The following is a 20,303-nucleotide window of genomic DNA, read 5'->3' on the forward strand; positions in this document are numbered from 1 at the left end:
CGGAGCGGCTAGAACAGCGAAAGCTGCTCTGGCCCTTCCAGTCCCTCCGGGTCATCCGAGTCCTCCGCTTGCTCGGAGGAGTCTGCGTGGCCGCTATCCTCCGTGCGTTCGCTGCCATCAGTCTGAGCACCATGGGAAACGCGCTCACCGGTGTCAGTTTCGGGGGCTGCGTTCTCCGGGACGTCGTCAAGCGAAGGCGTTGGTGCTACGGCCTCACGCTCATACATTTCCTGCAGCTTCTCGGTCTTGGTAATGCGGACTAGCTCGGCGTAGATGACCAGCTTCATAGAACTATTGACCAGTGGTCCCAGCTGGGAAAACAGGACATCGACATCACCGTCAACCGCGAGGCATGCGCGACGCAGGCTCTCCTCGGAAATAATCCAGCGGGAGGTTTCCGCGCAGGTTTCGCGGTCGCCGATGAAGTCCAACGCGAGGGCAACCTGGTTGCTGGCGACGCCATCCAGTGTGGCAGCCAGGCGCTCGTTAGGTGCGGCATCCTTGAACAGGCGGGCAATCTGGACTGCCTCCGCCGTCGGCACCTGACCAGCGGCATACTCAGCGATGAGTTCGGCCATGCGCTGAGCACCGACGTGCTGATCAGTCAGCCAAATGTCGTGCAAGGCATACATGATGGCCATGGCCTGCCAGGAGGCGTGCCCATGGTAGAGAATGCCCAAGATGCCGGCCTGCTCCAGCAGCCAACCGACCATCGCTTCCCCATCGGCGCCATTGCGAGCGCAGAGGTTGTCGACATTCCAAGCCATATGCCCTTCGACGCAGCAGCCATAGAACTTCTGATCTTCCTCCAGCTGCGCGGCCAGTGACACTACTTCACGCGCGGCATACGGGTAGCCGTAGGCAAGGGTGGCATGCGACAGATCATCGACGCCCATGGTCACCCACGGAAACTCGCCGTGCCACGGACCGCGACCAACGAGGAAGCCCGCCGCGAGATACGCCCATCGGGTCGAGGCATCAGCGTTGTACCAGTACTGCAGTGCGCGCGGCGTCGGATGCCCGCTGTCAGCGTGAATCAATCCCGCGTTGACCAGCATCTCCACAATCCAGGGCGCCGCGAAAGCACTCGCCCCTATTGACGCTGCGAAGTCCTGAATCCACAGCAGGCTCGATTCCTCATACATGTGCAACGGGTCCTTCAGGCGCCCGTCGCCGCTGCCCGCAGCATCCATAAACGCCGAAGCAAACGCCACCGCAGCCACCGAAGCTTCGGTCAATTCCTTTGACTCCAGCGTTGCCGGGAAAGACTCCGTCGGATGCGGCTTACGAATCGACCACATGTCGCCCTTGAGCGCCAACGCGACTGCGCCCACCAGGCGGGCAACCACTGTCGATTCGTTGCGTGCTTCCGATTCTTGCTCAAATGTCGGCATCGCCGGTTCTTCTAGCACAGTCAGCAGCAGACGCTCTTCGGCCCAGCGCACCGCGTCAGCACGTAGTTCAGACCACATGTAGGAGGGCAAGTACTTCTCGTCGGTTGCCATCCATCGCAGCTCATTGCGAATATCCACCGGAGCTGTCATCACCAGGGCCCGCACCTTCACCGGATCGCAAAGGAAGCCTGCAATGTGCTCCACCTGGCGAGCCTGCAAATTTCGCACCGTCAGATCGCTGGCGTTCAGAGCTCGCGGTGCGCCCTCTCCCGGCGCGTTATCCGGCTCCAGCCCCATGCGCTCCATACGGCGACTCAGCACATCCGCTGGCATATTCGCCACTAAGTCGGCGACGCGGAAGCTAAGGCTCGGTTCCGCCGGGAACACCTCCGAAATATGTGGCGGCACATGCCACACGCCCGCCGGTTCCTCCCACACGAGCCCCTGGCGCTGGCCACGGCGTAGCACATGCTCAAGCTGCTGCTTGCCGACGCGACGACGCTTGCGGTCCACACCCTTCGGCGTATCGTGCGCCATCACGTCCGCATCCGACGCCCAATAAGCCACTTCCGTGAGGGTATCCAGCGATGCGGAGTCTTCCAGAATATGAACCAAGTGGGCCACATCGAGAACATCGGGATCACAAAAAGACAGCGCCGTATGCGCTGAATCCTGTGACATCAGCAATTCCACCGCCTCCTGCCCAGCAGCTGAGGTGTCAGCTGCTGGGCACGTGCGGCTCAATAAAAAACGCAGGTCGGTGCCATCGAGGTTGAGAATGAAATCCTCATACCTAGGGCGTACCGAGTAATCGACGTTGCGTTCCATAGCCCACCATTATGCCCGGTCGCCGTGCTAAGACAAAGGCTGCACCCCACTGCCACATAATCAGCCTCGCAGCGAGGTTCGGCAGACCTCTGCCCGGCCTACTCGTGGTCGGGGTTCTCCTCACCCCAAAACACACGATTGACGACACGGCTGGAGTGACGAGTCAGACGCAAATAGTGCTCAATAAAACCGTTGGAATCCGATGCTTCCCACCCCGCCGCACCTGCGACCTGAGTCAGCTGACGCCCCGGCTGTGGCAGCTGATCCGTGCGTTTACCACGCGTGAGCACCAGCGCATTGCGAGCATTCGTCGCCATCAGCCAGGCATCCCGAAGTGCGTCGGTATCCTCCTCATCTAGAATTCTGCGGTCTTTCAGCACTTCCAGACACTCCAGTGTCGACGTGTTGTGCAACTCCGGCACTTCGTGGGCATGCAGCATGATTAGCAGCTGCACAGTCCATTCAATATCGGTCAGTGCACCGGAACCGAGTTTGGTGTGGGTACGGCGATCAGCTCCGCGAGGCAGCCGCTCGGAATCAACACGCGCCTTCATACGACGGACATCGCGGACCATCTTGGCATCAGCTCCGCCCTGTGGGTACCTCAGCGGATCGATGGCCTTGAGGAAGCGGGTGCCCAGGTCTTTATTGCCGGCAATCCAGGTAGCACGTAGCAGTGCCTGAATCTCCCAGGTTTCACCCCAGCGCTCGTAGTAGGTCACATAGGAATCCAGGGTCCTGACAATCGGGCCCGAGCGTCCTTCTGGGCGCAGGTCCACGTCGACCTCCAATGGCGGGTCCTGGCTTGGCTTTGCCAGCCTACGACGCAACGAGTCACAAATCCTGGTTGCCCACTTGACCGCCTCGGAATCGTCGACAAGCGGCGTGCCATCAGCGTCCTTGCCGGGTTCACAGATGAACATCACGTCGGCATCGGAGCCGTAGCCCAGTTCAGCACCGCCGAGTCGCCCCATACCGATTACGGAGATAACGCCCGGGACCTCCGAGTCAGGATGCTCCAGCGACCATGCACGGATTTCGGCGGCGAGGGCAGCTTCGAGCACGTTGTCCCACACCATCGACAGAGAGTGACAGACCTCTTGCACATCCATCAGCCCGAAAAGATCCGCGGAGGCAATGCGCGCGAGCTCTGCACGGCGCAACGCACGTGCCACACCAATGGCCTTAGCTGGACTGTTGTGTCGGGCAGCCGCTGCGACCAGCGCACGCCCGACTGCATCGGAGTCGGTATTCAGAAGCTTCGGCCCGGATGCACCGTCGCCGAACCGTTTAATTACGTCCGGCGCACTCATAATCAGATCAGACGCGTACGGCGAAGAACCGAGCACACGCATCAGCCGTTGGCCGACGACGCCCTCATCGCGCAGCGTTCGCAGGAACCACGTTTCGTCGTGGAGCTTCTCAGAGAGCTTGCGGTAATTGAGCAGACCCGCGTCGGGATCTGGTGTCGACGATAACCACTCCATCAGCGTCGGAAGCAGCATCGCCTGAATACGCGACTTGCGCGAGGTGCCCGCCGCCAGCGCAGAAAGGTGCTCGTAGGCGCGATCCGGGTACTGGTAGCCCAGCGCGGCCAACTGGCGCTTTGCTGCATCGGCCGATAGCTGCAGGGTTCCAATATCCTGCTCCACCACGGAGTTCAGCAGTGGACGGTAGAAAAGTTTGTTGTGCAGGGAGCGGATCTGTGAGCTGGCCAGTCGAACCTGTTTGGCCAGCGGTTTGCTGGAATCGGTGCCCCCCTCACCGACGATGCCAGAGGCGCGACCGAGCCACTGAAGAGCTTCGGTGTCGTCCTCGGCAGGCAACAAATGCGTCCGCCGCATCTTCTGCAGCTGCAGGCGGTGCTCCAGTAGACGGACGAACTCGTAGGCGTTAATCAGCGCGGCACCGTCTTCGCGACCGATGTAGCCAGCCTCGACCAGTGCGTCGAGTGCCATCACAGTTGGCAGCACACGGAGGCTATCGTCATAGCGTCCATGGACCAGCTGCAGCAGCTGCACCGCGAACTCGACATCCCGCAGACCACCGCGACCGAGCTTGAGCTCTCGGTAGCGAAGCTCTTCAGGGACGTTTTGGACCACGCGGGCGCGCATGCGTTGAACATCGTCGACAAAGGATTCCCGCTGAGAGGCGGTCCACACCATCGGAGCTATAGCATCGATGTATTCGCGGCCCAGCTCGACATCGCCCGTCATCGGCCGCGCCTTCAGTAACGCCTGGAACTCCCAGGTTTCGGCCCAACGCTTGTAGTAGGCGACGTGGGAATCCACCGTGCGCACGAGTGCACCCGATTTGCCCTCCGGGCGGAGATTCGCGTCGACCTCGAAGAAGCAGTGGCAAGAAATCCGGATAAATTCGCTGGCCAAACGAGTGGCGCGGGCATCCGCCGGCTCTGCGACGAATATGACATCCACATCGGAGATGTAGTTCAGCTCTTCCGCACCGCACTTACCCATGGCGATTACGGCCAGGCGTGTTGAGACCGGCGACGAAGGAAAGACCTGCTGAACAGCCACAGACAGTGCAGCCGTCAACGCTGCATCCGCCAAATCGCTGAGCGCCTCCGAGACCTGACGGAATGGGACTTGTGGCTGTCCCGGACGGCGAGGACCCCGTGGGTACGTGCCAGCCAAGTCGTAGCACGCAATACGCATAATCAAGTCGCGGTAGGCGCACTGCATCGCAACTTCGGCCTCACGGCCGGTAAGCTTCGCACGGTACAAACCCGGGCCTTCAAGCGTGGCGGGCGCAACGACGGGCTTGCGATACTCCGGATCCTCCTGCTTTTCCAGACTGGCCTCATCAGTGAGTTCGATGACCTCGGGTACAGCCCCGACGCTGGAGAGCATCTCGCGAAACATGTCTGCCTCAGTAGGAAGCTCAGCTTGGAGCAGAACCCACTTTTCTGGGTGCGCGACCAGATGATCGCCCAGTGCACTCGAGCCGCCGAGCAGCGCAAACATACGCGTACGCAGCGGCACCTGCTCGCGCATGGCCTCATCTAGACCGGACCAGGTGGCCCAGTCCTCCAGCTTTCCCTGCTGCTCCAGCTCGTCGAGAGCGCCTTTCAGCCGCACTAGTGCCATGAGCGCCAGTTTGGGGTCGCTGGCTCCGGCAAGTCCCCACAACAGCTGTAGGGACTCCTCGTTGTACCACCCCAAATCTTCCAGGTCAGCGCGCGTCCGATCGTCGTTACGCAAGCCCAGCGCTGCGGGCCGCGGCACTGATTGGCGAGATGTGCGAGGTCGATTCATCACCATTGAAACTGGTCACCCAAAAAACAAATTAAAGACGAAAAAAGGAAGGGGGCGGTACGGGGAAACTAGTAATCCAGAGTTGTGCGCAGCTCCCACTGCGTCACCTGACGCTGGAACTCGCGCCACTCGCGCCACTTATTGAGCAGGAAGAACTCGTAGACATGGTCACCGAGAGCATCGGCCACCAGATCGGAGCGTTCCATCTCCTGCAGCGCCACCTCCAGGGATGTCGGCAAATCGCGGTAGCCCATCGCACGTCGTTCCCGCTTGGTCAACTCGGAGATGTTGTCCTCTGCCTGCTCCGGAAGCTGGTAACCCTCCTTAATTCCCTTCAAACCGGCGGCCAAAATCACCGAGTAAGCAAGATACGGGTTACAGGCCGAGTCCAAGGAACGAATTTCCACCCGGCGCGAATGTGCCTTACCCGGTGAGTACATGGGCACACGCACGAGAGCCGAGCGGTTGGCCATGCCCCATGTCGCGGACGTCGGAGCCTCATCGCCAAATGCCGTGCGCTTGTAGGAGTTGACCCACTGATTGGTCACAGCGGAAATTTCGCTGGCGTGAGTCAGAATGCCGGCAATGAAACCCTTTGCGGTGTCGGAGAGCTGGTTTTCATCATCCGGGTCGTGGAATGCATTAGTGTCCCCTTCAAAGAGGGAAATATGAGTGTGCATGCCATTGCCCGGCAAATCCTGGAAAGGTTTCGGCATGAATGTCGCCTGCACACCGTTTTTCATTGCAATCTGCTTAATGATGTAGCGGAAGGACATCACGTTATCCGCCATAGTCAGCGGGTCAGCGTAGCGTAGATCGATTTCCTGCTGGCCCGGCGCGTTTTCGTGATGGGAGAACTCCACAGGGATTCCCATGTCTTCCAACACCGTGATCGCTTCTTGGCGAAAGCGCGGTGCGCGGTCGTAGACCGCCTGGTCAAAGTAACCGCCATTGTCCGTTGGCACCGGCGGCTTTCCATCAGTAGCCAGGCTCTCTACTAGGAAAAACTCAATCTCCGGGTGGATGAACGCGTGGAAGCCCTCGTCGGCAAGCGCCTTAATTTGGCGGCGCAGCACCTGGCGTGGATCTGCCCACGACGGCTGCCCGTCGGGCATGACAATGTCGCAGAACATGCGCGCGGACGTGATTGTGTCTTCTTTATGTAGGCGCGGCATGACCTGGAACGTCGAGGGATCCGGTTGCGCAATAGTGTCAGCCTCGGAGACGCGGGAAAAGCCCTCTACCGCGGAGCCGTCGAAACCGATGCCCTCTTCAAAGGAGCCCTCGAGCTCAGCCGGTGCGACGGCAACGGACTTCAGATACCCCAAAATGTCGGTAAACCAGAGGCGGATATAACGGATATCTTGCTCTTCGATTGCGCGGAGGACGAATTCCTGCTGACTGTTCATACTTTCCAACGTTACCCAGGTGCCCGGATTCGCGGTACACATTTTGACCATCCGGCGTGGCTAGCCAACTGCCGCGCCCGTGTCATAACCGCTGCCCTCGTGGCCTCGAATTGCGGGTGACTATGGCATGCTCTATTGACATGAGCGGAAAAAAGATTCGTCTGAATAATCTGGCCGAATGGAAGGCTGAGTCTCGCCCCTGGGCAATGCTGACTTGCTACGACTACTCCACCGCGCGCGCTTTTTCCGCCGCCGGTGTCGAGCTGCTGTTGGTCGGCGACTCTGCAGCAAACGTTGTCTACGGCTACGACACCACCACCGAGATCTCGCTGGAAGAAATGATCCCGCTTGCTCGCGGTGTCGTGCGGGGCGCTGGCAACGCACTTGTGGTTGCCGATCTACCCTTCGGCACTTACGAGGCCTCCGATGAGCAGGCCGTGCTGTCCGCCGCGAAGATGATGCGCGAAACCGGCGCACACATGATCAAGATTGAAGGTGGCGTGCGCATCGCTCCGCGCATCCGTGCGCTGGTCAACGCCGGCATTCCGGTCATGGCGCACATCGGTTTCACCCCGCAGTCCGTCAACGCGCTGTCCGGTTTCAAGGTACAGGGGCGCGGTGCGGGAGCGGAACAGCTGCGTGCCGACGCCCATGCGGTAGCCGATGCTGGTGCCGCGGCCGTGGTTCTTGAGATGGTGCCTGCGGATCTGGCCACCGAGATTACCCGCGAGCTATCCATCCCAACCTGTGGCATTGGCGCTGGTAATCAGTGTGATGGCCAGGTTCTCGTCTGGCAGGATGCCTTTGCAGTTCCGGCCGATGGCCGCAGGCCGTCGTTTAGTTCGGTGTTCGAAGAGGTCGGCGAGATGCTGACCAAGGGAGCGAAGCAGTATGTCGACCAGGTGCACTCCCGCGAGTTCCCTACTGAGGCGCAGAACTTCTCGGGTTAGCTCTTCGATTCGGGGGTAGAATTAGTGGTTATGGCATCTAAGTCTGGTTCTAAGTCCAAAACTCCAACTGCGGCGTTGGAGGTGGAATCTAAGTTCTCAGCTACCCCAGAAGTGGTAGCCCCATCGTTCGATTTCGTTCCACAGGTTGGCTCCACCACCACTGAGGTGCGAAATCTCTCCGCGATTTACCTGGACACGGCGGACCTGCGTCTGACCCGGTCCAAGCACACTCTGCGTCGCCGCACGGGCGGCCCCGATGAGGGGTGGCATCTGAAGGCGCCGGGTACCGGCGGGCGCCTCGAATACGGCGTTGGCCTGGAAGAGGGCTCTGTTAACGGTGAAGGCCGCGATGCTGACTACATCGTGCCTACTGAGTTGCTTGCCCCCGTCCGCGCAATTGTGCGCAATCACCCGCTGCAACCAATCGCGCAGGTAGACAATGAGCGCCACGTCACCACGGTGTTTGCCCTCGATGGCACACCCATGGCGGAGTTTGCGGATGATCACGTCACGGCGACTTCCTTCCTCGACGGCGGCGAAACCACTACCTGGCGTGAGTGGGAGATTGAGCTGCTCGGGGATTGGGCAAATCACCCGGACGGCAAGGCCGTAATGGCAGCGATGTCCAAGGTCGCTGAGGTGGCTGGCGCCGTGCCGTCGGAAAGCCCATCGAAGTTGGCGACGGCGTTGGGTGACTCCATCGACTCCGCTCCCCTGCCGCCGGTTCCAGCGAAGCTGCCGAAGGGCACTCCGGGGCGCACTGTGGTCGATGCGCTGGCCGCTAACGTGGCCAAGATGGTCGAGTACGACCCGAAGGTACGCCGCGATGAGTTCGACTCGGTGCATCAGATGCGCGTCGCCACTCGTGAGCTACGCAGTCACATGCAGACCTTCCACGGCATTGTTGTGGGCGATAAGGTCGCTGAGCTGGAGAGCAACCTCAAGCAGCTGGCGGGTGTTCTCGGCGTGGCTCGTGACGCTGAGGTCGTCGCTATGCGCTGGGAGGAGTTGCTGGCCAATCGTGAAAGCGCCGCTTTGGGCGAGGAGCTGCGTGCGAATCTCGTCGAGGATGTCCAGAAGGACTACGAGCGCGCCCATCATCGCGTTATTCTCGCACTCAATTCCAGCGAGTACCTGCAACTTCTCGACGATCTCGATGAATTCCTCGCCAATCCGCCAATTGCCGCAAATGCGGACGAGGCCGAGGCTGGGGAAAAGAAGTCTAAGAAGAAGGATGATTCGCTTGTCGACGGCGCGGAGAACGCAGCCGCAGAGGATTCTTCGGCAGCCGACTCCGAGGTCGCGGCTGAGCCTGATACTGCAGCAGCCGATGCAGCAGTTTCCACGACCTCAGACAAGGCCGCACCGGAGAAGGTAGCGACACCGAAGGAACTCGACACCACTGCTGTGCTGCTCGATCACCTGCGCAGCGCGTTTTCGAAGTTCCGTCGTCGCCACAACCTGGTACTCGATGGCCGCGAGGATGCTGACCTGCCAGAGGCAGATCTGGACGAGCGTTACCACGATGTCCGCAAGGCTGCGAAGAAGCTCCGCTACAGCGCGGAAGCTGCTCAGAACGCGGACCTGCCGACCGAGAAGCTCTACGCTGCCTGCAAGAACCTGCAGTCGGTTCTCGGTGACTTCCAGGACACCTGTACTGCGCGTGACTTCGTGCTGGCTCGCGCTAAGCGTGCTTCCCGTTCGGGCAGGGACACGTTCGGATACGGCGTGCTTTACCAGATGGAGTACTACGACGGCCTAAAGGCCCTGGCTGAGTACGACGATGCCGTGGCAAAGGTTTTCAAGGCCTTCCGCAAGATGGAAAAGAAGATTAAGAAGGGCAAGAAGGCCTAAAGGCGTAGCGCCTACTTCTCAGCTACGCCCCAGTCGTCATCTTCTTCATCCCAGTCGTCGGCCGCCTTGTTGCGCTCGGCGACTTTTTCCATGGCAGCGCGGGCTTCCTCTTCGGAATCGTAGGGGCCCATTCGGTCGTCCCAACCGGTTTTCTTCCCCTGAAACACCGTGCCCGTCGACGGCTGGTAGTACCACTTACTGCTGTTGTCGCTCACGATTTTTCTCCTCTTCCACATCGAGAACATGTCGAGTTATCAAGCGGTTCTGCCACCGTCAACTCCGCACATAAGCAAACTTGCAGAGAGGCAACCATTTGCCTGCCATGTGCACTGCGGCGACATAAAATCCCAGTATATAGGTTTGTCACTGTCCCCCGAGCCGGGTATTATCGACGGAATTGTTCACCTTAGAACACAAGCGTTGAACGCGAACACTGCACACCAGCACTATGAGTCCGATCTCTGGAGAGGTTTCACCCATGCCCGCCGCACCCGCTGTCGTAAACGACGTCTTCGATGCCGTCGGTTCTAATGCTTCAGTTGCATACGCCCCGGGTTCCATCAACCTGTTGGGTGAGGACTGCGCGTCCTCCGGCGGCATGCTCCTAGCCACCGCCATTCCTGCCTATGCTGCGGTCGGTATCGAGGAAATCGACGAGCAGCAGCTCGTTGTCGTGTACAAGCGCGAAACTACCAAGATGGATTTCCCGGATAGCGTCCCCGCCGCTTTTTCTCAGGTGCCGACCGCTGTCGCGGCTGCCATCGTCGCATTGCAGCACTCGCTGCATCTCGTTCCGCGCAACAGCAACGGCCTGAAGGTCACCATTGCCTCCACTATCGCGCCAGGTCGCGGTTTTGGAGAGATTCCGGCAATTCAGTGTGCTCTCGCGCTGGCTCTCAATGCGCGTTTTGGCGACCGCGATGATGTGCCCACCCGCACGCGTATTGCCACCGCTCTCCACGAGACCATGGTGCAGATTAAGGGACAGTCGTGGCCGCTGTACCCCTACACCACGGCACTGCGCAGCCGCCCGGACAGCCTGCTGTGCATCAACCACTCCGATGAAGCAGTCACGCAGACGGCTCTCCCGCAGTCGTTGGCGCTGACTGTCGCTTACTCCCCCGATGTCACCGGCGGTTCGCCCGACGAGGAGCGCTACGAATTCTTCCAGCAGGCCTGCGCCGCTTTTGGCGTGCCGACTCTCGCTAGCCTCCCCGACTCACAGGAGCGGGTCGCGGACTGGGTGCGTGCTCGTCACGAGGTGCACCCGGACGACGAAGACATCCCCACCATCGGCCGTGCCATTCAGTGGCTTGACGAAGCCGACGCATCCTCCGACCGTGCCCGCGCAGTAATCGGCCACATCCGTCACAGCGATATTCAAGCAGCCATCGCAGGGGTTTCGCGCGATGTCAGTGAGCGTGGCTCCGCGCCGTCGGCAAGCTCTGTGCTGGGGCAGATTTCCGAGCTGACCGACACCATCGATTGCGAGAAGATTGCCCGTTGTGCGCCGTGCCCGGGTGCGTCGCTGGTGATGTGGTCCCACGTCGACGATGCCGATCGGATTGCCTCCGCGCTTAACGACGGCGGTTCCGAGACCATCCGTGTGGAGAACACTGCGGCCGGCGCGGTGGTCGAGTAAAAAAGCTTGTGTGAACGAGTCGGCCTATGAGCCGGATTCTGTCCCTCGGCGCTCCTTTCGGAAAGCGCCGGGTGGCGATCATCCATCTCGGTCTGCCATTGCTGACAGCCTGAAGCAGCACACCCGCGAGTATCGGACGGGCAGCCCTCAAACACTCGCGCACGCGCACGACGAAGCATGCGCGATTTTGCCTTGCTCCTGGTGGGGTTTACCTAGCCGGTGCAATCACTTGCCCCGCTGGTGCGCTCTTACCGCACCTTTTCACCCTCACCGGATCTCCACAGCTTTACGTCAAAGACATCGGCTGTGCGCCCGGCGGTCTATTTTCTGTGGCACTATTCCCGCAGGTCACCCTGGGTTGCTGTTAGCAACCACCATGCCCAGTGGAGTCCGGACTTTCCTCGACAGCGGCCTGGACACACTCTGTAAAAGAGGCGTCCGGTTCCGTTAACTGCCGCGATCACCCGGCCGGCTCGCTCGAATGGTTAGTGTACCCGCCACAACCGCAATTCAAATAACCCGCCGTGCTCGGCTGCTAACCACGCAGGTAGCTGGTGTCGTTAATCAGCCGCACTGATGTCGGCCCATCTGCGTAGAACTCCGCGATGGAGAGGCTGGCCAGGTCCAAGTGCAGGCGAGTGAAGATTTCAAAGCCGCAGCCGAGCCCCTGGCGCAGCAGCGACTTGATTGGCGTGACATGGCTGACTACCAGCACATCCGAGGCACCGAATTGTTGAGCGATGCGCTCACGCGCGGCGCTCACTCGGCTATCGACCGTGCGGAAATCCTCCCCCTCCGGTGGCGCCACGGCCGGATCCGCAAGCCAGGAACTGTGCAGCTCAGGGGTGACGTTGTGAGCCTCGGAGAAAGTCATGCCCTCCCACTGCCCAAAGTCGGTCTCGCGCAGATCCTCTTCAACGTGGATGTCCAGCCCGAGCGCTTTGGCTGCCGCCTCTGCGGTCTGCTGTGCACGACGCTGTGGAGAGGCCACAATCGCCGAGAAACTCATGTTGCCGCTATCGACCAACGCCGCCAGGTGACGTGCTGCCGCTTCCGCTTGCTGTCTGCCCACCTCTGTCAGGTCGGGGTTCGAACGGCTTCCCGAGTACTCCCGGCGAATCGACATTGGCGACTGCCCATGGCGCAGCAGCACCAACCGCGTGGGATCTGTAGTCGCACCCGTCCAGCCCGGCGCGCTATCGCGCTTGTCTGCAGCCTGGCTCATTTACGCGCCTTTCACCGCTCCCAGCGTTTCCGCACGCACAATCATCGCGCCACATTCAGGACAAAACGTCACTTCTTCCGGCGCAAGCGTGGTGAATTCATGCACGGTTCCTACATCGAGCTCCATGAAGCAGGAACCGCAGGTGCGTCCGTTTAAGCGGGCAACGGGGATGCCGTTAGCAAGCGCTAGACGACGGTACAGCTTGGCTGCCGAACCATCAATGAGTTTGTCAGCCTCTTCGATTCGGGTCTCAGCGATGGAAATGCGCGCAATGAGGTCAACCTCGGCGTCGTTAAGCCTTTGCTTGGCGGCGACGATGTCATCGTGCGCCTCGTCGGCGTCGTATTCGTGCTCAGCGTCGACCTGATAGGCCTCCTGCATGCGCTCGTACTGCTGGAGTTCCTGTTCAGCGCGTTCGCGGCGGCGCTTGGTGGAGCGCAGGTCATGCTCGAGGTCACGGCGCGTGGATGCGTCTTCTGCGGCACCGAGCGACAGACGATCAGCCTTTTCGCGAGCCTTCAGCTTGTTGATGTCCGATTCCAGCTTGGCAATATCGCGGCCGATATCGGAGGCGCTGAGCTTGGAGCGCGCTGCCTCACTGGCCTGACGGCTGTGCTTTTTGCGCAGCTCCTGCAACTCGGCACGCTCGGGCAGAACGTTCTGGCGGGCGGTGAGCCCATCCAACAGAGTTTGGTTTTCCGCCTTTTCCAACATCGCAACTTGGATTTGTGGACTAAGCCTCATGGTCTTCACTTCCTTGCCTGTGTCGACGATTCTGCCACTGTCCAGGGATCGGTGCGCACCTCAAGGACCTCGGTCGCGACCCCGAGCCTCTCGGCCAGCATGTCTGCGGCCTGGTAGCACCAGGGGAACTCGCTGGCCCAGTGAGCCGTGTCCACCACGCAGAAGTCCGCGGTCCGCAGTGTCTCATCGACAGGATGATGCCGCAGGTCAGAGGTAACGAACGCATCGACGCCCATCTTTGCCACAGTGTCCAGGAAAGAGTCACCTGAACCAGATGCGACGGCAACCGTGCGAATCATCCGCTCCGGATCGCCTGCGCCACGCACGCCCCATGCCGTTGCAGGCAGGCGCTCAGCCACACGGGCGACGAAGTCTTTAAATGGCATCGGCGTATCCAGCGTGCCCACTCGCCCAATGCCCACAGCCTGCTGCGGATCCAAGCCGGTAGCCTGATTGTCCACGATATCGAAGGCCGGCTCCTCATACGGATGCGCTGCAACGAGAGCCTTGACAATCGCCGCGCGCACGGACCGTGGCGCGACCATCTCCAGGCGCACTTCCTCGACATACTCAATCTGCCCCTCGGCACCGATGAAGGGATTCGCCCCGCTCAGCGGGCGGAACTGGCCGCGGCCGTTAATGCGAAACGCACAGCTGTCGTAGTCGCCGATAGTGCCCGCGCCCGCCTCAAACATGGCTTGCGCAACCTTATCGACGTGATCTGCCGGAACCTTCACCGTCCAGGTATCCAAGCCGGGAGCCGGCTGCGGAGCCAGCGGCGCACCCGGTTCAACTCCGAGCACCGTGGCCAACTGGTCGTTGACACCCGGTCGGGCGCTGTCCGCGTTGGTGTGCGCTGCGAAGAGAGCTACACCTGCCCGGATCAGCTTATGAATAATCCGACCCTTCGGTGTATCCGCCGCCACGGAATTCACACCACGCAGAAGCAGCGGATGGTGCACAACAAGCATCTGAGCACCGGAGGCAATCGCGCGATCTGCAACCTCGTCAGTGCAGTCCAGCGCCAACGCGATGCGACGCACCTCATCCTGCGGGTCACCGCAAATCAGGCCAACTTTATCCCAGTTCTCCGCCAGTGCCGGCGGGTAGGCCGCATCCATCGCCGCACGCACGTCGGCAACGGTCACCACAGTGTTATTGCCCTCGGCACGGGTCTGCGCAGAGTCCGTCATACATCCATCCCTTCAACATGCATTTCTCTCCAGCTTCTCTTCCAGCGTAGTGAACTCTGCCCCGACCCATCAGTTCTGCGACAGCAAATCCGCTACTTCCGCAATAAGCCGCCGCACACTGGTCTCGTCCCGCACAGCCAGCCGCCACCACGAACCGTCCAAACCGGCGAAGGTGTCGCAACGCCGCACGGCTACTCCACGCGCAGCGAGCCGCTGTCTCAGACGCTCGTGCTTGACGACGTCAACCGCCGCAGCGCCCGGACCATCATGCGTGCTCAGGGCAACCCCCGGGCGTGCCAGCACAAAGGGAGCCTTGGAATCCAACACCTGCCAGCCGGCGGCTACTAACAGCTGTGTCATAGCCTCGCGCTGCTGACCAATCTCAGCGCGGATTTGTGGCAACAGCTCTGCCTCGCGACACGCGATTGCCGCCATAGCGGTAAGTTGCAGCGTGCCCAGTGGCCAGTGCGGACGCAGTCGCCCCAACTTCGCCAGGAGCTCAGGGGTTCCCAGTGCGTAACCACAGCGCAGGCCTGCGATTGCCCAGGTCTTAGTCATGCTGCGGAAAACGATGACATTATCGGGGATACTGTTCGCTTCCCCCGGCCTGCAATCAGCTAGCGAGCACCGCCGAATAATCTCACCATCGGCGACGTCCATAAATGCCTCATCCACGACCAAGATCCCACAACGGCTGGCGAGCCCCCGCAGGTCATCCGCTGAATGAGCAACACCGGTGGGGTTAGTCGGATTGCCGATGATGACCATCCGACCGTCAAGCTGCTGGGAATGCGGGGAGGAGGCGTTCTCGTGGACGTCGGCAAGCGTAGGCGTGAGCGTGTACGGCGACGGTAGTACCAGCGAATCCACCCCGACTCCCGCGGCGCGGAACGCGGCTTCAGGTTCGGTGAACTGCGGCTGGACGATGGTGGCGGGCAAGCCCAGGTGCGGCAAGAGCGAAAAGCCCTCGGCGACGCCGTGGAGAAGCAGTACCTCGTCGGCGCTGCGATTGTGGTTGGTGGCAATGGCAGCGCGGACGTCGGCATCGAGCTGCGCAGACGGATACGCGGCAAGTTCTCCGAGGGACGTGGCCAGCGAGTCCTGCAGCCACTGCGGTGTGGTGCCGTGAACATTGACGGCAAAGTCCAGGTCAGCGCCATGGGCGGCCTGATCGCCGTGATAGCGCAGCGGGTCGTCTAACATGCCATCCAGCCTAATGACCTTTTAGGATGAACAATATGTCCACTGGCCATCGCCCCACTGTCCTTATTGATGTCGACGGCACCATCGCCGATTCTCTCCCCGCAATCGCACATGGGTTCCGCCTTGCATTGAAGGCAATTGACCACCCACTTCCGCCCGAGAGCTTTATCAACACGATCCCCGGCCCGCCAATGGTGGAGACACTCGCATCCCTCGGACTTTCCGACGAACAGGTCGACCGAGCCTTCGCTGTGTACATGGAGCATCAACACGCCGGTGCTTGGCAGCGTGCCGAGATGTTCCCCGGCTGGCCGGAGCTCCTACGCGATTGGCGGGCAGCAGGCGTCCAACTAGCCACTGCGACTTCCAAGGGCGAGTACTTCGCCCGTAAAACCTTGGACAATTTCGGGATTCTCGACGCCTTTGACTTCATCGGCGCCGCCAGCGACGACGGCTCACGACAGACAAAGACTGAGGTCATTGAGTACACGCTCAAGGAGTTAGGCATTGAAACCGATGAAGCAGTGCGCCCGCGTGGTTCGGTCGTAATGGTCGGCGATCGCATCCATGATTTTGAGGGCGCCGCACAGTTCGGTATCCCCGCCATCGCTGTTAAATGGGGCTACGGCTCAGAATCTGAGTGGGCATCGGCAGCGGCTTTGGCGTCCTCGCCTGAGGACCTGAATCGTGTTGTGCGGGAAATGTTGTATCTTTAAGACTCGTCAACGATTAGTGACAATCCTATTTTTATTTTCCGAGAAGTTTGGTTTTGCCTATTATGCTTATGAACTCGTCGCATCGTACTGAGTCCGTGTACGTCGTGTTTGTCTGCTCCGGAAATATCTGCCGCTCCCCCATGGCTGAAATCATCGTCCGTGACGCGGTTGAAGCCAATGCGCTTGCCGACGATGTCCTGCTCGCCTCCTGCGGAATCGGCGGCTGGCATGTCGGCGAACCCGCCGACGAGCGAGCACAAGCCGAGCTGGAAAATGCTGGCTACGATCCGAACCACACCGCGGCACAGCTGGGCGATGAGCACATGGATGCAACGCTTTTCATCGCCATGGATGAATCGCACATCAATGGTCTACTCCACGCTGGCGTGCCAAAAGAGAAGATTCGCCTGATGCGTTCCTTCGACCCGGCATCCCCGAAGGGGGCCGTCGTGGCCGATCCTTACTACGGAGGCCCGGAGGGATTCGTCCGCACTCGAAACGAAATTGAGGCCGCGACGCCGGGAATCATCGCATGGTTGCGTGAGACTCTGGCGCTGGCCTCTGAGCGCTAAGGTTTCAAAACAACCTTTTCTTTTGTTTTGCTGGCATTGCCCCGGTTTCGAAACGCCCAAATCTTATTCAAGATGAAGTTAGCGGGCGTGCCCAAAATAACGCCGATAAGGTTTGCCCAGTAGAGGCGGTTTCTAAAGCCGGTGGAGTCGTCGAAAATGTCTACCGGCAGTGCCAGTGGCGAGGTGGGGTTAGTCAGCAGAGTGATGACAACCAGGTTCACAATCAGCGCTGAGATACCTGCAAATAAAAACGGGAAGAACTGCCTAAACCAATTCGGGCGATTGTCAGTTCGGAAAGTCCAGGACCGGTTGAGCTGGAAGTTCCAGATATTAGCCACGACAAACGCCAGAGTTGCATAGACGTGGGAGTAACGGATATTCCACCGCGTTCCGAACAAGTTCATAAACACGTCGTGCTCATTGGTGCCCAGACTGAGACCCAACTTGCGGGCAATAATCACGACAATCAGGTTGACAACCACACCTGTGCCGCCGACCAGACCGAACTTGATGAACTGGCGCGAGACTGTGCTGAAGCGGCGTGAAGGCGAAGATTTCGCTGTTTGCGTGCCCACCACGACACCTCTCTTTCCATCTATCCCCGGGTAGATTCCCCGTCAAATACGCTCAAACAACTTTACCCGAAGTTCACTCAATCTCCGCACCGCCAACCACCAGCCGCGCTAGTGCCATCCACACCACCGGGTAAGCTCAATGAATGTGTTTAAGAATGTGCGCCAGTTTCTGACCCCTGGATGGGTTCTCACTGCCATTGTCGCCATTGCGTTTTCCTATCTCGCATTTACTGTTCTGGCTCCGTGGCAGTTGGGTAAGAACACCGCGACGCAGCATCGCAATCAGCAGCTTGAGCACTCATTCGAGCTCGACCCCGTAGACGTCAATGAGCTAATGCCCAAGGGCAAAGGATTCGTCGAGGGCAACGAATGGCGTCGCGTTACCGCCACCGGGTCCTTCCTGCCGGATACCCGCGTGCTATTGCGTAACCGCCCGGCCAATGGAGCCCCCGCCGTCCAGGTACTCGATGTCTTCGTCGCGAACAATGGCGAAAACTACCTGGTCAACCGCGGCTTTGTACGCCCGACAGACTCCAGCACCCCCAATGTTGAGGCAGCCCCGAAGGGCACCTTGACTATCTCGGCCTTTACCCGCCGAAACGAGATTCCCGCCGAGACCGCCCCAATCCCCGGCACCCCGCCGCAGGTCTACGGAATCAACACCAAGGAAGTGTCCGAGCTAGTCGACACCGAACTCAACCCCGATTGGCTTCAACTCTCGGACAAATCCGATGCCGTCATCGAGGCCATTCCGCTGCCCACCCTGGAGTCCGGCCCCTACCTCTCCTACGGCATTCAGTGGATCTTCTTCGGCGCTCTCGTGCCGCTTGCCGTCGTCTGGTTCATTCGCGCTGAAATCGTCGAGCGCAAACGAGACCGCGCGGAGCAAGAGGAGATGGCCAAGAACCTCCGCGATGCCGAAGCCGCGGAACCAGTAGATGACGCTGATGACTCCGAGGACGCAACACCCGAATCGGACGATGCCACCACTCCCACTCCTCCGCAGGCTAAGTCCGAAGAGGATCGCGCCGCCGAGCTGCACCGCCAGCGCATGGCGCAACGCTACGGCAACACTGGCCATCGCGCCGCAGGTTACCGCGACAACCGATACGACGAGCGTTTCTAACTCTCAGCTCGCGCTTTCACGCGCCGCATACATCCGGCGATTACTGCTGCTCCGGCGCAGCTGAGCGCAACAATATTTTGTACTCGCTTGCTCAGCTCAGCCGCACGCCGAACATCTGCCACCGCAGGTCTCCGACCACCGCCAAGCATCGGGCGCATCTCCACTCCACTGGGATACACCGTCGCGCCGCCCAGCTGCAGCCCCAGCGCGCCTGCAGCGCTCGCCTCCACGACGCCTGCGTTCGGACTTGGGTGGTTGCTGGCGTCTCGTCGCCACGCTGCCAATGCTTGACGACGGTCCGGACCTGCAACCACAGTTGCGATAGCTGTAAGTCTCGCGGGGAGGAACCCGGCGATGTCGTCAAGCCGTGCACTTGCCCACCCGAACTGGCGATAGCGAGCGTTGCGGTACCCCACCATCGCGTCGAGGGTATTGGCCGCTCGATGAGCGACCACACCAGGAGCTCCTGCAATGGCACCCCACATGAGAGTGCCGGTGACGGCGTCGGAGGTATTCTCGGCGAGCGATTCGACGGTGGCTCGGGCGATGCCATCAGCGTCGAGAGCTTTCGGATCACGCGAGCACAGCCACGGCACTAGCGCACGAGCGGCATCGATGTCACCGGAGGTGAGTCGGTCAGCCATGCGTTCACCAGTGCGGCGAAGAGTGGTGCCGCCAAGCGACGCCCACGTGACAGCAGCCAGCGTGAGGCTCGGAGCGACTGTGCTGATTGCGGCTGTAAACGCTACCGGTGTGGCCACTGCGATGGTGGTGAAAGCTATCCCGCACCCTTTGGAGTCGGCGTAGATTCGGCGCTCAAGCTTACTGACAGCCTGCCCGTAGAGGGCCACCGGATGGTGATTGGTGGGATCTGCGAAGATGCGGTCAAGTGCATACCCCACAGCGATAGCCGCACCGCGCCGCCAGAGATGTCGGTTTCTGGCTTTTATACGCAATTTAATCGAACTGTCCCTGCAGAACGGCTACGACATCGAGCGGAGTGACATGTGCTGCCGGATGACGGTGCGAAGATGCAGCCATCAAGGTGTAATCACAGGTGTGCCGGATACCGAGTAGGTGCCCAAACTCGTGTGCAAGCGTGCTGCGAATTGCATCAGGATAGAGTGTGGAAGTAACGAAAACCGTCATTTCTTTACTAATTTCCGATGCAGAAGCCAAAACGTGCGAGTTCGGCTTAGGCACGTAGCGAACGCTCACGGTATCCGAATCAGCTTTGTCTTTGGTCACTTCCCGGAGCACGACCTTGCCACCGAGCTTTTCATTCCACTCTTGGGCAGCAGCGTCCAGCTGCGCGCGGTACGGAAAGTCTGGAGCAACAACGTAGTCCAGGGTGCCGTCGGCAAGGTAGGAAGGCATCTTGTCGGAGAGATGGAGAATCGATGGATCCTCCACCGGCTCGCCTGCATTTGCGGCTTTGACCATTGCCTTACAGGTGGCAGCGTCGATTACTGGTTTACCGTCTCCTCCAATTGCGTAGGCCTGTGGGCCCGCAAGTAGAGATCCGACAAAAACAATGGTGGCAAGCGATTTTGTAAAACGCACAGACCGGGAGTTTAGCACAAACAAAAATCCGCCC

Annotated in this window: 16 protein-coding genes, 1 other RNA gene and 1 pseudogene; 6 read left to right on the forward strand and 12 right to left on the reverse strand. The window is 60.2% G+C overall.

Translation table 11 applies throughout. The features are described from left to right. Positions 1–8: 8 nt before the first annotated feature. From HMPREF1206_RS09315 to HMPREF1206_RS09325, 3 genes are all read right to left on the reverse strand, one after another. On the reverse strand, positions 9–2,222 hold the full coding sequence (locus tag HMPREF1206_RS09315) for a hypothetical protein (RefSeq protein ID WP_016423063.1): 2,214 nt from the start codon (positions 2,220–2,222) through the stop codon (positions 9–11). Between the two features lie 98 nt (positions 2,223–2,320). Beyond that, the gene (locus HMPREF1206_RS09320) at positions 2,321–5,503 is read right to left on the reverse strand and encodes a bifunctional [glutamine synthetase] adenylyltransferase/[glutamine synthetase]-adenylyl-L-tyrosine phosphorylase (protein ID WP_016423064.1); all 3,183 of its coding nucleotides are present in this window, start codon (positions 5,501–5,503) and stop codon (positions 2,321–2,323) included. A gap of 62 nt (positions 5,504–5,565) precedes the next feature. Next, on the reverse strand, positions 5,566–6,906 hold the full coding sequence (locus HMPREF1206_RS09325) for a glutamine synthetase family protein (RefSeq protein ID WP_005511085.1): 1,341 nt from the start codon (positions 6,904–6,906) through the stop codon (positions 5,566–5,568). 140 nt (positions 6,907–7,046) lie between these two features. On the opposite strand from HMPREF1206_RS09325, the gene panB reads away from it, so the two are divergent. Both panB and HMPREF1206_RS09335 read left to right on the forward strand, forming a co-directional pair. Further along, the gene (gene panB, locus HMPREF1206_RS09330; protein WP_101687482.1) at positions 7,047–7,856 is read left to right on the forward strand and encodes a 3-methyl-2-oxobutanoate hydroxymethyltransferase; all 810 of its coding nucleotides are present in this window, start codon (positions 7,047–7,049) and stop codon (positions 7,854–7,856) included. Positions 7,857–7,886: 30 nt separating this feature from the next. Then, complete coding sequence (locus tag HMPREF1206_RS09335) at positions 7,887–9,710, forward strand: CYTH and CHAD domain-containing protein (protein WP_016423067.1); 1,824 nt, start codon at positions 7,887–7,889, stop codon at positions 9,708–9,710. Between the two features lie 11 nt (positions 9,711–9,721). On the opposite strand, the gene HMPREF1206_RS09340 is transcribed toward HMPREF1206_RS09335, so the two are convergent. After that, complete coding sequence (locus HMPREF1206_RS09340; RefSeq protein WP_016423068.1) at positions 9,722–9,925, reverse strand: SPOR domain-containing protein; 204 nt, start codon at positions 9,923–9,925, stop codon at positions 9,722–9,724. Positions 9,926–10,188: 263 nt separating this feature from the next. Here HMPREF1206_RS09340 and HMPREF1206_RS09345 point away from each other — a divergent pair, with 263 nt between their 5' ends. Then, complete coding sequence (locus tag HMPREF1206_RS09345) at positions 10,189–11,352, forward strand: galactokinase family protein (RefSeq protein ID WP_016423069.1); 1,164 nt, start codon at positions 10,189–10,191, stop codon at positions 11,350–11,352. Positions 11,353–11,363: 11 nt separating this feature from the next. Here the strand turns inward: HMPREF1206_RS09345 and rnpB are convergent. The 5 genes and pseudogenes from rnpB to cobC all read right to left on the reverse strand — a co-directional run bounded on the left by rnpB (position 11,364) and on the right by cobC (position 15,717). Then, positions 11,364–11,828: RNase P RNA component class A (rnpB, locus tag HMPREF1206_RS10835), an RNA gene on the reverse strand. Between the two features lie 59 nt (positions 11,829–11,887). Continuing rightward, positions 11,888–12,553, reverse strand: a pseudogene (locus HMPREF1206_RS09350) (histidine phosphatase family protein); the annotation flags it as partial. 24 nt (positions 12,554–12,577) lie between these two features. Then, positions 12,578–13,321 (reverse strand): zinc ribbon domain-containing protein, encoded by a 744-nt coding sequence (locus HMPREF1206_RS09355; protein WP_016423071.1) that lies wholly within the window; start codon positions 13,319–13,321, stop codon positions 12,578–12,580. Positions 13,322–13,326: 5 nt separating this feature from the next. After that, on the reverse strand, positions 13,327–14,514 hold the full coding sequence (locus HMPREF1206_RS09360) for a Nif3-like dinuclear metal center hexameric protein (protein ID WP_016423072.1): 1,188 nt from the start codon (positions 14,512–14,514) through the stop codon (positions 13,327–13,329). 69 nt (positions 14,515–14,583) lie between these two features. Next, positions 14,584–15,717 carry an Rv2231c family pyridoxal phosphate-dependent protein CobC gene (gene cobC / locus HMPREF1206_RS09365; RefSeq protein WP_016423073.1) on the reverse strand — a complete coding sequence of 378 codons (1,134 nt, stop codon included), beginning with the start codon at positions 15,715–15,717 and terminating at the stop codon, positions 14,584–14,586. A 35-nt stretch (positions 15,718–15,752) separates the two neighbouring features. On the opposite strand from cobC, the gene HMPREF1206_RS09370 reads away from it, so the two are divergent. Beyond that, complete coding sequence (locus HMPREF1206_RS09370) at positions 15,753–16,433, forward strand: HAD hydrolase-like protein (RefSeq protein ID WP_016423074.1); 681 nt, start codon at positions 15,753–15,755, stop codon at positions 16,431–16,433. A gap of 68 nt (positions 16,434–16,501) precedes the next feature. Further along, entirely contained in the window at positions 16,502–17,005 is a 504-nt protein-coding gene (locus HMPREF1206_RS09375) for a low molecular weight protein-tyrosine-phosphatase (RefSeq protein WP_369707166.1), read from the forward strand. Here HMPREF1206_RS09375 and HMPREF1206_RS09380 read toward each other — a convergent pair. Continuing rightward, complete coding sequence (locus HMPREF1206_RS09380) at positions 17,002–17,583, reverse strand: GtrA family protein (RefSeq protein WP_042388795.1); 582 nt, start codon at positions 17,581–17,583, stop codon at positions 17,002–17,004. The two genes, HMPREF1206_RS09375 and HMPREF1206_RS09380, sit on opposite strands and share 4 nt — an antisense overlap. 136 nt (positions 17,584–17,719) lie before the next feature. On the opposite strand from HMPREF1206_RS09380, the gene HMPREF1206_RS09385 reads away from it, so the two are divergent. After that, on the forward strand, positions 17,720–18,706 hold the full coding sequence (locus HMPREF1206_RS09385; protein WP_016423077.1) for an SURF1 family protein: 987 nt from the start codon (positions 17,720–17,722) through the stop codon (positions 18,704–18,706). On the opposite strand, the gene HMPREF1206_RS09390 is transcribed toward HMPREF1206_RS09385, so the two are convergent. Both HMPREF1206_RS09390 and HMPREF1206_RS09395 read right to left on the reverse strand, forming a co-directional pair. Continuing rightward, complete coding sequence (locus HMPREF1206_RS09390) at positions 18,703–19,614, reverse strand: cobalamin biosynthesis protein (protein ID WP_081636732.1); 912 nt, start codon at positions 19,612–19,614, stop codon at positions 18,703–18,705. The two genes, HMPREF1206_RS09385 and HMPREF1206_RS09390, sit on opposite strands and share 4 nt — an antisense overlap. A gap of 49 nt (positions 19,615–19,663) precedes the next feature. Then, positions 19,664–20,269 (reverse strand): hypothetical protein, encoded by a 606-nt coding sequence (locus HMPREF1206_RS09395; RefSeq protein WP_147580944.1) that lies wholly within the window; start codon positions 20,267–20,269, stop codon positions 19,664–19,666. Positions 20,270–20,303 lie beyond the last annotated feature (34 nt).

The organism is Corynebacterium sp. HFH0082 (genome assembly GCF_000411235.1).
Classification (GTDB): Bacteria; Actinomycetota; Actinomycetes; order Mycobacteriales; family Mycobacteriaceae; genus Corynebacterium; species Corynebacterium jeikeium_D.